Source organism: Flavobacterium sp. RSSA_27 (assembly GCF_051547125.1).
Taxonomy (GTDB): domain Bacteria; phylum Bacteroidota; class Bacteroidia; order Flavobacteriales; family Flavobacteriaceae; genus Flavobacterium.
The window spans coordinates 1-12,007 of sequence record NZ_JBPTTN010000008.1 but is presented as its reverse complement, the minus strand read 5'-3'; the positions used below and the strand labels follow the sequence as shown (position 1 = coordinate 12,007).

Annotated in this window: 10 protein-coding genes and 1 pseudogene; 4 read left to right on the top strand and 7 right to left on the bottom strand. The window is 35.1% G+C overall.

Going from position 1 to position 12,007, the window contains the following annotated elements; translation table 11 throughout:
- Positions 1 to 355: 355 nt before the first annotated feature.
- From ACSVH5_RS11750 to ACSVH5_RS11740, 3 genes are read right to left on the bottom strand one after another with little or no spacing between them, the layout of a single operon-like run.
- Positions 356 to 1,024 carry a response regulator transcription factor gene (locus ACSVH5_RS11750; protein ID WP_438061614.1) on the bottom strand — a complete coding sequence of 223 codons (669 nt, stop codon included), beginning with the start codon at positions 1,022 to 1,024 and terminating at the stop codon, positions 356 to 358.
- A gap of 8 nt (positions 1,025 to 1,032) precedes the next feature.
- Positions 1,033 to 2,754: a tetratricopeptide repeat-containing sensor histidine kinase gene (locus tag ACSVH5_RS11745; protein WP_438061613.1), complete on the bottom strand. Its 1,722-nt coding sequence runs from the start codon at positions 2,752 to 2,754 to the stop codon at positions 1,033 to 1,035.
- Positions 2,755 to 2,799: 45 nt separating this feature from the next.
- The gene (locus tag ACSVH5_RS11740) at positions 2,800 to 2,979 is read right to left on the bottom strand and encodes a hypothetical protein (protein ID WP_438061612.1); all 180 of its coding nucleotides are present in this window, start codon (positions 2,977 to 2,979) and stop codon (positions 2,800 to 2,802) included.
- A 343-nt stretch (positions 2,980 to 3,322) separates the two neighbouring features.
- On the opposite strand from ACSVH5_RS11740, the gene ACSVH5_RS11735 reads away from it, so the two are divergent.
- The 4 genes and pseudogenes from ACSVH5_RS11735 to ACSVH5_RS11720 all read left to right on the top strand — a co-directional run bounded on the left by ACSVH5_RS11735 (position 3,323) and on the right by ACSVH5_RS11720 (position 8,453).
- Entirely contained in the window at positions 3,323 to 4,174 is an 852-nt protein-coding gene (locus ACSVH5_RS11735) for a hypothetical protein (protein ID WP_438061611.1), read from the top strand.
- Between the two features lie 278 nt (positions 4,175 to 4,452).
- Positions 4,453 to 5,220, top strand: coding sequence for a DUF2490 domain-containing protein (locus tag ACSVH5_RS11730; RefSeq protein WP_438061610.1), 768 nt, complete (start codon positions 4,453 to 4,455; stop codon positions 5,218 to 5,220).
- A 156-nt stretch (positions 5,221 to 5,376) separates the two neighbouring features.
- Positions 5,377 to 6,786 (top strand): annotated as a pseudogene (gene aspA, locus ACSVH5_RS11725) (aspartate ammonia-lyase).
- A 473-nt stretch (positions 6,787 to 7,259) separates the two neighbouring features.
- Positions 7,260 to 8,453, top strand: coding sequence for a porin (locus ACSVH5_RS11720; RefSeq protein ID WP_438061609.1), 1,194 nt, complete (start codon positions 7,260 to 7,262; stop codon positions 8,451 to 8,453).
- Positions 8,454 to 8,532: 79 nt separating this feature from the next.
- Here ACSVH5_RS11720 and rplT read toward each other — a convergent pair whose 3' ends face one another.
- The 4 genes from rplT to thrS form a co-directional block, all read right to left on the bottom strand.
- Entirely contained in the window at positions 8,533 to 8,877 is a 345-nt protein-coding gene (gene rplT, locus ACSVH5_RS11715) for a 50S ribosomal protein L20 (protein WP_342693462.1), read from the bottom strand.
- A gap of 147 nt (positions 8,878 to 9,024) precedes the next feature.
- A complete protein-coding gene (gene rpmI / locus ACSVH5_RS11710) occupies positions 9,025 to 9,222 on the bottom strand; it encodes a 50S ribosomal protein L35 (protein WP_024982756.1) in 198 nt (65 codons plus the stop codon).
- A 148-nt stretch (positions 9,223 to 9,370) separates the two neighbouring features.
- Positions 9,371 to 9,928, bottom strand: coding sequence for a translation initiation factor IF-3 (infC, locus tag ACSVH5_RS11705; protein WP_370516465.1), 558 nt, complete (start codon positions 9,926 to 9,928; stop codon positions 9,371 to 9,373).
- A 16-nt stretch (positions 9,929 to 9,944) separates the two neighbouring features.
- A complete protein-coding gene (thrS, locus tag ACSVH5_RS11700) occupies positions 9,945 to 11,891 on the bottom strand; it encodes a threonine--tRNA ligase (protein WP_438061608.1) in 1,947 nt (648 codons plus the stop codon).
- Positions 11,892 to 12,007: the final 116 nt, after the last annotated feature.

The window sequence follows — 12,007 nt, the reverse complement described above, 5'->3', positions numbered from 1 at the left end:
GAATTTGAAATTTTAATTTTGGAATTCCTCCCTATCTATATTCAATTACAACCCCAATTGAAAACTTTGCGAACCTTGCGATTTTTTTCTTTGCGAACCTTGCGGTTAAAATTACAGTTTCCTAAAAGTGCTTTTACTAAATGAATTGCAGCAAGTTTTCAGAAATCTTTTCTAAACTTTTCACTATATACAGCGTTTTTCATTATTAAAAAGTAGCAAAGCTTCTCTATTTTTTATCCCTATTCTCCAGAATTGTAATTTGGATTTTGGATTTTGGATTTTGGAATTTGTAATTTGTAATTTGGATTTTGGAATTTGGATTTTGAAATTTGAAATTTGAATTTTTCAATCTAGATTAAATCAAACCCAAGTCTTTAGTAATCGATATCAAATGAGTCGTATTGTGTGCTTTGAAGTAAATTTTGAGTTTACTGATGCGTTTTTCGATAGTGCTTTTGCTGTTAGGTGTAATACCGGCTTGCTTCAAAACCGATTCCATCGCTTCTTGTGAAACGCCTTTTGAGAGATAGGTTAGTAATTGAATGTCATAATCATCAATTTCATTAACCAATTTATCCTGAAAAATATACTGTAAATCTGCGGATAAGTAAGGGGTATCTTGGTTAGCCACTATTTCTACAGCTTTGCGTAGCTCAATCATGCTATTACGGCCTTTCATTACAAAACCGTTGATGCCCAAATGGTCAAACAACGATTTGATGCGATAAGATTTGTCTTCAATAGAAAAAGCAATGATTTTGATTTCGGGAAACAACTCCTTTACCACTTCGATTAACGCTTCTCCAGAAGTAAGTTGGACCGAGCGATGGTCTGCTTTGAAAGACAAATCGGTAATCAATAAATCGAATGGAGCATGGTCTAGATAACTTCTTCTGATTTTGAGCAAGGCATCGTCACAATATTTTGCAAAGTCTATATGGGGTACGTCTAAGGATTCTAAAACACGCATTGCTGCTACATCATTGCAGTCAATATCATCTACAATCAATACTTTTTGAAACATACTTGGTTTTATTTAGGAAATACTAGTTGAATTTTTAGCCCTTTTGAGTGGATAGGGTCAAAAATAATAGTTCCACCAATAGCATGAATACGGTTTTCCACATTCTGAAGTCCATTTTTTGAAGGAATGGGATGTGGCATGCCAATTCCATTGTCTGAATAATGTACGAGGAGCGCTTTGGCATTCATTTCAAATCGCAAAACCACAAAAGAACCTTGGCTGTGCTTTTTCATGTTGACCATGAGTTCTTGTAATACCCTATACAATGCTATTTTTGGCTCTTTTGCTATTTTGTCCCAAGGAATACTACTGATATTTTTTAAAATGACTTGTACTTGCGAAGAGGTAAAACCTGAAAGCATTTCTTTTAACTCCAATTCGTAGGATTCACCAGTACTAATCGGACTATTTTCTCTGGATATATTTCTCGTAAGAGTATAAATTTTATCCAAATTATCCAATAAAGTTTCTTTTTGAATGGGATTTTGTAAGTCCTGGGTTTCCGCAAAAGCAATAAGTTGATACATATCATTGGCCAACTCATCGTGCATTTTTTTTGCCATTCGGCTTTCGCTTTCCTCTATAGCGGCTTGCTTTTCTTTCTGGCTTTTATTTTTTAGATAGTGGTACAACAATACCACCGAAGCTAATACGAATAAAAGTATAAAAAACAGTAGGTAATTGTTGATTCTTTGTTGGGCTAAGGTCAACTCATTTTCTGCTTTTTCTGCTTTTAATTGTAAATTTTCATTGCGTTCCTGAGTCGCATCGTATTTGATTTTGGCAAACTGATTTTTAGCGATTTGTTTCACCTTATTTACACTGTCGTTGAGTTGTAGGTATTGTTTAGAGAAGGTGCGAATTTTTGAAGGCGCACTTACATCCATCAAGAGTGTCAAAGCAAACAAGCGATCTTCGGTACTGTGGAGGGTAGTGGCTTTAGTATAGGACTGTAGTGCGTATTTTTCAGCCAATTGGGGATTACTTTTTTGATAGTATTTAGCCAAATTCCCATAACTGGTAATCAAGCCATAGTCAAATTGTATTTGTTGATGAATGGCTAATGCCTTTTTTAAATAAGCGCTACTTCTAGAATCGTTGATTTTAAAATAGCAATAGCCTAAATTGTCCAAAACTCTCGCTTGATGTTCTAGATTTTGCAAAGCGATAGGGGATTGAGATAGAGCCGTTAATAGTTGAATGGCTTGCTTATAACGATGTTGCTCCATATATACCACAGCGATGTTATTCTGTAGAATAGCTTTTTGAAGAGGTGTGTCGGATAGTGCACTCGCTTTTTGATAATACCGAATAGCATTTGGGTAATCAAATAAGTTTTTGTAGTTAATGCCTAAGGTGTTGTAAATAGCCACTTTGTATTGGGCTTCGGTGTCTTTTTGAAAATACGAGATTGCTTCAGTTGCAGTTGATTCACTCCCTATATAATCGCCAAGCATTTGCTGAATAACTGCCATTCTGATAAGGGAATAGGCTATTTTATCTGCCTCAGTTTGGACAGAACTTTGGTTGCGAATATGATTGTAGTAGAAGTAAGCGCTGTCATAAACCCCTTTGGCATAAAAATCTTCTGCAGTTGTAATGTATTGATCATAAGCACTTACAGTAGGGACCTCATTTGTAATTGGAGTTTTACGAGTACAAGAAAAGAAAAAACATCCCAACAACAGTTGAAACATGAAAAAAGGGATAGATGTTTTTTGAAAAATCATTTCCCGAAAATATCAAATAAATTCGAATTAATAGAGTGTCATCTTTTATTTTTTTGGAGGTGTGATTGGGGTTTGTCCACTCGAATTTCCACCTGTGTAATCGCTATCATCAGAAAATATTGAAGTGTTGGATGAATGAGTAATTGGTTCCAATTCATCATTGGTACAAGAAACAAATGTCATAATTGCCAATAAATAAAACGAAAAAACAACTATTCTTTTCATAAGATTTGATTTAAAATTTGAAATAGGAAAGTCGGTTCGATTAAATAATCGAAGGAGTTGGATTAGGAGTGTATTCTTAAAAACCCTTTGTATTAATATGAATGTGGATTGAAGTGTGCTATTAAAGTTGATCCTGAATTGATTCTTTATAGGTTAACTAAACCCAAAGTTTACCCGCACTTTTTTTAAACTTGTTTTGTACATTTGTACGTTTCAAGAAATAGAACAAGCACTAATTCAGTAGCAAAGGAATGACCACTCTAGAGGTTAATACTAAGGAGATTCCAATAATTCCAGTAATTCCGTTGAGATCTACTAATTCTAATACAATCCGTTGGAGTTTATGAATACAATTACTTTTGAAGAGTACAAAGAGGGGATAAAAGCACAATTTCAAGTAATAAAAAGAGTGGGGATTTATGGCAGCGGGGACTTATCCAATGTTACACCAGCTCAGTTGAGAGATTTGTGTTTGAGAATGGCCGAAAATAAGATGAGTCCAAAGGATGAAATGATTTTTAGGTATTTTTTTAATGCAAAAGAGGAAGAAAAATTGACTAGAGCCATAGAAAATTATGGTATAGGGAAATTAAAATCAGTGATTTCCTTTTTAAAGGGTGAAAAAAATTCTGAAAATAGAAATCGAATAGAATTGGCCGCCATTCTTGTAGATTTTAATCCACGACCTTTTCATAGTTATTTTAAAAATGAAGGGAACGAGTTGAATAATGAGGAGATGATTTTAAAGGATAATAAAGGAGATGCACAATTTTCTGTAGTTTCTGAAGGAGGTAGGGTGATGAATGATTTTCAAAGAAAATCGCTATTAATCCGTTATAAAAAAGTATTTACAATTGGTGCGGTTTTGTTTGGATTAGGAATTGGGTTTGGTACTTTGCTCCCTAAAAATGAATGCATGCAATGGAATACCAATCATTATGAAGTTGTGGATTGCTCTACTGAGAGTAGTGATTTTTTTGACTCACGAGTTCCAATAAGCAAAGAAAAATTAGGTTTAAAAAAATTAGATTCAAAGAAAATAAATACCTATTTTGAAAATGGCCAACCAAAAGTTTGGTATGCTAAAATCGATGGTAAGATTGAACTTTTTAATCAACCAGGATTACACCCTACTACAGGTAAAACCTTAAAACCAATTACGCCTTATATCATTAAAAAATATTTTAAGGAGTAGTACATTTATAAAGATGATTAAAATAAATAAAACAATACAATATAATACGTAGGGACAGGTCGTGACCTGCCCAAAATTCCATATCACGACCTTTCCAAATTCCATATCATGACCTGTTCAAATTTCATATCGCGACCTGTCCATAAATCAAAATAAAGAAAAAATTAACAACCAGTTGTCCCCCAAAATTGCCTAAATTTGGAAGTAAAAAAAAAGCAATACGAGTGAATTGTCATCCACAATAGTGAGTTTTTTTTTATTCAAATAATTTACACATAATGTACCGATTCCTATTATTTTTTTTTGGATCATGTTGTTTTTATTCTAACTACGCACAAACCAAAACTGCCAAAGAAGTCAATCATCAAGCCCAAACATGGGTAAGTCTCAATACCAATTACAAATTCAACGACCGTTGGGGCATGATGAATGATGTGCACATCCGAAGAACAGATTTTGCCGACAAAGAAAATTTTTATTTCGCTAGAACCGGAATTACTTATAAAGCTTATCCTAAGCTGACTCTAGCTTTGGGTTATGCTCATTTGTGGTTAGCCCCAGCCAAACCCGAGTGGAACAATTTTGCGGATGAAAATCGTTTGTATCAACAACTGGTGTATACATCCAAAATAGGAAAAATCAATGTGCTTCAAAGGCTAAGAAACGAGCAACGATGGCAAGAAAAAATGGTCAATGACGTCGCTGTCGATACCCGATTCACCAATAGAGTGCGCTATTTGTTAAGTTTTACGATTCCTGTTTTTAAAGACAAGACACTCCCATCGGTGGTAGTTGCCGAAGAGCTATTACTGCATTTTGGCAAAGAAGTAGTGTACAATACGCTCGATCAAAATCGAATTTTCATAGGAATCCGTCAAAACATAACCCCAAAACTCAGTTACGATTTTGGTTATATGAATGTCTTTCAACAAAAATATTCGGGCTATCAGTACGATGCCAACCATACCCTTCGATTATTCTTCTATTACAATGGTGGTAAAACACCCGAAAAGGAAACAGTACAGCATCAAGACCGTCAAGAGTAAGTGTTTTGCTTTGAATTTAATTTTTTCTTATTATTGAAAAATAAAACGAATTTAACTTATTATTTAGTACATTTGTTTAATATTTTATTTATTTTGTCTTTTAAAGAAAAATTTTTTCATAATTCAGCCAATCACCACATAAAAAACAATACTTTTATGAAAGCAACACGAAAAGAACATGATTTTTTAGGAGAATTGGAAATTCCAAACGAAGTATATTACGGAATCCAAACTTTTAGAGCCATTGAAAATTTTAATATCACAGGAATTCCAATCTCAAAAGAACCTTTGTTTATCAAAGCTTTAGGCTATGTAAAAAAAGCAGCAGCCTTGGCCAACAAAGAGTGCGGTGTCTTAGATGCCAAAATTGCAGAAGCCATTTGTTACGGGAGCGACCAATTGATAGCAGGAAAATTTGACCAAGAGTTTGTGAGCGATTTAATTCAAGGTGGGGCTGGAACCTCTGTAAATATGAATGCCAATGAAGTGATCGCCAATATCGGCTTAGAATACTTAGGACACAAAAAAGGGGAGTACCAATACTTACACCCAAACAATCATGTCAATTGCTCTCAATCCACAAACGATGCTTATCCTTCTGCTTTCAGAATTGCATTGTACCTGAAAATGGAAAGTTTTTTAGCTACTCTTGAAGAACTAGAAAAAGCATTTACAACTAAGGGACGCGAATTTAGTAAAGTATTAAAAATGGGACGTACCCAGTTGCAAGATGCCGTACCCATGACTTTAGGACAAGAATTTCACGCTTATGCGACAACTATAGGTGAGGATATCAAACGTTTAAAATAAGCGCAAAGTTTGGTGCTCGAAATCAATATGGGAGCAACTGCCATAGGAACTAGGGTAAATGCACCAGAAGGTTACCCAGAAAAATGTGTGGGATATTTGGCCCAAGAAGTCGGAATTCCACTAACACTCTCTCCTGATTTAATCGAAGCTACCGTAGACACTGGCGCTTATGTACAAATCATGGGAACACTAAAACGCACCGCAGTAAAAATTTCTAAGATTTGTAACGACCTTCGTCTCTTGAGCTCAGGACCAAGAACCGGTTTCAACGAAATCAATTTACCACCTCGCCAACCTGGTTCTTCTATCATGCCTGGAAAAGTAAATCCCGTAATTCCAGAAGTAGTCAATCAAACATGCTTTTACGTAATAGGACAAGATTTGACAGTAACCATGGCGGCCGAAGCCGGACAATTGCAATTGAATGTAATGGAGCCTGTAATAGCATTCGCTATGTTTACCTCTCTCGATTATTTATCTAATGCCCTTCATACTTTAATAGACAAATGTATTCTTGGCATCACAGCCAACGAAACGCATTGCTATGACTTAGTGATGAACAGCATCGGAATTGTGACGCAATTGAATCCAATTTTAGGGTACGAAGAAAGTGCAAGTATTGCAGGAGAAGCTCTAAAAACAGGCAAAAGTGTCCATCAGATTGCTGTTTTGGAACGCCAATTAATAACACAAGCCAAATGGGACGAAATTTATGCTATTGATAATTTGATTAATCCTAGGTTTATTAACTCTTAAGTGTAATAGTAAAGTGAGTCTTTAGATTAGTAATGTTTGAAATAATTGAGTTTAGCACAAATCATCAGTACTACCTATAAATTACTGAAGACATTGGCTACTTCTAAATTTCGAATGTGGAATTGTAGCAAACGTTTTTCAATTGAACTACCAGACCCTATACATTTTGAAGCTTGTGATTTTCCTTTGCGCACCTTGCGGTTAAAACATATAGCGAAATTATTTCAAAACCAAACAAGTTTTACTTTGAAAGTGCCAATAGTTCTAGTGTCTTTTTGAAATTATTGCACCAATAAGCAGTTAAAATGTATTATCTTTTTTGTTATATTTGAGGGAATTATCAGATAGGTTTTATTTTTTAACCTCTTGAACCTTAGTGTCTGGTCAAGAATTTTGTGCTTATTTTTACTTTCTTTTCGTTGTTCTAAAAGTAATAAATGAGATCATTTAATAATTTATAAAAGTTTCTACTTATGAAAAAAAGCGTCTCTATTTTTTTACTTCTATTTATCGCAATTGGGTATAGCCAAGAAATGCAAAAACAATCGAATCAAGAAGGTTTGCTCCAGCCTGATACAATCCCGTCGATCATACCATTATCAAAACAATCGCTTCTTAAAAATGTAGATGTTATTTTTAATACTAGAATCGCATTTGAAAACAAATTTAGCGATGGAGATCATCAATTTTCTAATTTTAATGTCAATCAATTTCGATTGGAATTCAAAGGAAAAATTCATGACAAAGTCTTTTTTAGATTTCGCGATAGATATACTAAAGACACTAATCCGGGAAATTTAGACGGTGTGAGCCGGGCTACCGATATAGCTTTAGTACGTTTTGATCTAAGTAGTCAAACCAAACTTTCAGTAGGTAAATTGGTTTCAGATTATGGCGGTTATGAGTTTGATTTTAATCCAATTGATATTCTAAAATATAATACAATAATAGGGAATGCAGATATTTTTTTAGTGGGAGCTGGGTTGACACATGCTTTAAAAGATACTAAAAATGTGTTTGGACTGCAATTTTTAAATTCTAGGACGGCAACCTTCCAAGAACAATATGGGGCAACAGCTCCTCCAGAAATCGTGCCTTCAAAGTTTCCTTTGGCTATGGTTTTTAATTGGAGAGGCAAGTTTTTTAATGGTAAGTGGTCTACAACTTACAGTTACAGCTACCATAATGAAGCAGAAAATACAGGGATGAATTATCTGGCTTTAGGCAACAAGTTTTCCTTCAAAAAATTTGTTTTATTTTATGATTTTAAATTCACAAATGAAGAATTAGACCGTAAAGGTGTGGTTTCTAGAATGATAAAGCCAATTTCAAATTATGCCGCTCAAGATGTTAGCTATGTTGAAAATTGGGTCCGTGCTGAATATTTGTTAAATTCAAAATGCAGTCTATTAGTAACTTTGATGAACAGTAAAGCAAGTTGGAACGGAAATCCAGATCCAAAAGGAGGAAAATTATTATTACATTCTTTTGGTTTCATACCAACATTCCAATATTTACCTTTTAAAGATTTGAACTTAAAGTGCTATGTTGCCTATATAGGAAATGTAAACAGGTATTCTGATTATGCGCTCAATAATTTAAATGTTGCTAATGGAAATACCGGACAATTAAATTTTGGAATTATAGCGCCGTTATTAGTATTGTAATGACAAGAAAAAGAAAAGTCCCGTTCATATGAATGGGACTTTTTATAAGTAAGTAATCTAAATTGAGTTGATAAAACGTTTATTTTACTTTATTAAGTATTGCTTTGAAGGCTTCTGGGTGATTCATCGCTAAATCTGCAAGAACTTTACGGTTCAATTCGATATTGTTAGCTTTCAATTTCCCAATGAATTGTGAATAAGACATTCCTTCCAATCTAGCTCCAGCGTTAATACGTTGAATCCATAAAGCACGGAAATTTCTTTTGTTCACTTTTCTGTCACGGTAGGCGTAGCACATTGCTTTTTCTACCGCGTTCTTAGCAACTGTCCAAACGTTTTTACGTCTTCCAAAGAAACCTTTGGCTTGCTTCATTATTTTTTTTCTTCTTGCTCTTTTAGCAACTGAATTTACCGATCTTGGCATAATTTTACTGTTTTTTTTGTAGCAGGCGTCCTGAATTCAATCAAAGGAACTTATGGCCATACTCCAAGGTTATTAAATGTTTTTTAACCTAAAGAATTCTGTAAAGTAATAGTCTTAATACTCAATTCTCAAGACTTAATACTTTTATTAGATAATTCTTAATTGTTGTTTGATGCTTTTCATATCTGTTGTGTGAACTAGCGCTGAGTGAGTCAAAGCTAATTTACGTTTTTTAGATTTTTTAGTCAAGATGTGACTTTTAAAAGCATGCTTTCTTTTAATCTTTCCAGAACCAGTAACTTTGAAACGTTTTTTGGCGCTAGATTTGGTTTTCATTTTAGGCATTTTTTCCTAGATTTTTAATTTATTCTTACTTACTTATTTTTCCCTTCCAAGCTCCACCAAACGGGGAAACGAGAAATGATATTATTACTCACCCTATGAATCTTGTTAGAGTTTTTTCTCCCCTCTTTTGGAGGGGCTGGGGGAGGCTTTATTTCTTTTTCTTCGGTGCAATAAACATAATCATACGTTTACCCTCAAGTACCGGCATTGCTTCTACTTTTCCATGCTCTTCAAGATCTGTTGCCAAACGTAACAGCAAGATTTGACCTTGGTCTTTATAGATGATAGAACGTCCTTTAAAGAATACAAACGCTTTCAATTTAGCACCTTCTTTCAAGAATTTCTCCGCATTTTTTCTTTTAAACTCGTAATCGTGCTCATCGGTTTGAGGACCAAAACGAATTTCTTTTACCACCACTTGCGAAGATTTGGCTTTAAGGACTTTGTCACGTTTCTTTTGTTCGTAGACAAATTTCTTATAATCCATAATTTTACAAACCGGAGGCTCTGCATTTGGAGAAATTTCAACTAGATCCAATTCAAATTCATCCGCAAGACGTAATGCTTCGGCTAATTTAAAAACACCAGGTTCAATGTTTTCACCTACAAGTCTTACTTCTTGTATCCCACGAATGTTGTTGTTGATTCTGTGGGCATCCTTTTTTTCTACGCGAGGTTGATAACCTCTGTTGCTTCTTATTGCTATGGCTTTATAATTTAAGTTAAACTGTAAATACTTTCAATGTTTTGCTAATTTCTTTTGCAACAATAGCGGCAAATTCATCTATTGTTACGCTTATATTTCCTTTGCCTTCCTGACCGTGACGTCGGATAGAAACCGTACCGTTCTTCTCTTCTTCCTCACCTACAATCAACATAAATGGGGTTTTCTGCATTTCGGCATCTCTTATTTTCTTTCCAATAGTCTCGTTTCTATTGTCAATTAGGGCGCGAATTTCGTGATTTTCTAGCAGATTTAAAACTTTTTTAGCATAATTTTCATATTTCTCACTCAAACACAAGATTATAGCTTGTTCTGGCATTAACCATAGAGGGAAATTTCCTGCAGTGTGCTCAAGCAAAATCGCAATAAATCGTTCCATAGAACCAAATGGGGCTCTGTGAATCATTACAGGTCTATGTAATTCGTTGTCAGAGCCTTTGTAGGTCAATTCAAAACGTTCTGGCAAGTTGTAATCTACTTGAATAGTCCCCAATTGCCATTGTCTACCCAAAGCGTCTTTGACCATGAAATCCAATTTTGGACCATAAAAAGCGGCTTCACCATATTCTACAACAGTGTTCAGTCCTTTGTCTTTGGCAGCATTGATAATGGCATTTTCTGCTTTCTCCCAGTTTTCATCACTTCCAATGTATTTGTCTCTATTTTCTTTATCACGCAAAGATACTTGAGCGGTAAAGTTTTCAAATCCTAAAGACCCAAAAACATACAGTACCAAGTCAATTACTTTCTTGAACTCTTCATCTAGCTGTTCTGGAGTACAAAAAATATGAGCATCGTCCTGAGTAAATCCTCGAACACGAGTTAGTCCGTGCAACTCTCCACTTTGTTCGTAACGGTAAACGGTTCCGAATTCAGCATAACGTTTTGGTAAATCTTTGTAAGACCATGGGCGTACATTGTATATCTCACAGTGATGAGGACAGTTCATTGGTTTTAGCAAGAACTCTTCTCCTTCGGCTGGGGTGTTGATGGGCTGGAAACTATCAGCACCATATTTGGCATAATGACCCGAAGTTACATACAATTCTTTCTGTCCAATATGGGGAGTTACCACTTGCTCGTAACCTGCTTTTTTCTGGGCTTTTTTCAAAAATTGCTCCAATCGATCTCTTAAAGCAGCCCCTTTTGGTAGCCATAATGGCAAACCTTGTCCTACTTTTTGAGAGAAAGCAAACAACTCCAATTCTTTGCCGAGTTTTCTATGGTCACGTCGTTTAGCTTCTTCTAATAATTCTAGGTAATCGTTTAAATCCTTTTGTTTAGGAAAGGAAGTTCCATAAACTCTGGTTAATTGTTTGTTTTTTTCATCACCTCTCCAGTAAGCACCTGCGACACTCATAATTTTAACTGCCTTGATGATACCGGTGTTCGGAATATGACCTCCTCTACATAAATCAGTAAAAGTAGCATGATCGCAAAATGTTATGGTTCCGTCCTCTAAATTACTAATCAATTCTGTTTTGTATACATTGTTTTTGTAAACTTCCAAGGCTTCTGCTTTAGAAACAGCACGCATTCTAAATTCATGCTTCTCTCTCGAAATTTCTAAAATACGATTCTCGATAGCTTTGAAATCAGCTTCTGTGATTTTTTGATCACCAAAATCAACGTCATAATAAAAACCATTGGCAATAGCTGGACCAAGAGTCAATTGTATGCCTGGGAACATTTCCTCTAATACCTGAGCCATGACATGAGAGGTGGAATGCCAAAAAGCTTTCTTTCCTTCTGCATCATTCCATGTGTATAAAATAAGACTTCCATCCGTGGTCAATGGGGTGCTCGTCTCAATAGTAGTGCCTTCAAAAGATGCCGAAATGACATTCCTTGCAAATCCCTCACTAATGTTTTTGGCAACCTCCATCGGAGTGGTTCCCGGCGCAAACGCTCTAATCGACCCATCGGGTAAAGTAATACTAATCATTGTTCTTTTTATTTTAGGAATGCAAATATAAACGTTTACTAAAACACCTTCAATATATAGTAGTGTTTTTTTTAGGAGCTATTTCCGGCTGTCCGTTATATCTCTTGGGGCGAACT

Bases quoted from the DNA above. Each gene is read 5' to 3' on its own strand.
- ACSVH5_RS11750 (WP_438061614.1), bottom strand. From the start codon at position 1,024: ATGTTTCAAAAAGTATTGATTGTAGATGATATTGACTGCAATGATGTA.
- ACSVH5_RS11745 (WP_438061613.1), bottom strand. From the start codon at position 2,754: ATGATTTTTCAAAAAACATCTATCCCTTTTTTCATGTTTCAACTGTTG.
- ACSVH5_RS11740 (WP_438061612.1), bottom strand. From the start codon at position 2,979: ATGAAAAGAATAGTTGTTTTTTCGTTTTATTTATTGGCAATTATGACA.
- ACSVH5_RS11735 (WP_438061611.1), top strand. From the start codon at position 3,323: ATGAATACAATTACTTTTGAAGAGTACAAAGAGGGGATAAAAGCACAA.
- ACSVH5_RS11730 (WP_438061610.1), top strand. From the start codon at position 4,453: ATGTACCGATTCCTATTATTTTTTTTTGGATCATGTTGTTTTTATTCT.
- ACSVH5_RS11720 (WP_438061609.1), top strand. From the start codon at position 7,260: ATGAAAAAAAGCGTCTCTATTTTTTTACTTCTATTTATCGCAATTGGG.
- rplT (WP_342693462.1), bottom strand. From the start codon at position 8,877: ATGCCAAGATCGGTAAATTCAGTTGCTAAAAGAGCAAGAAGAAAAAAA.
- rpmI (WP_024982756.1), bottom strand. From the start codon at position 9,222: ATGCCTAAAATGAAAACCAAATCTAGCGCCAAAAAACGTTTCAAAGTT.
- thrS (WP_438061608.1), bottom strand. From the start codon at position 11,891: ATGATTAGTATTACTTTACCCGATGGGTCGATTAGAGCGTTTGCGCCG.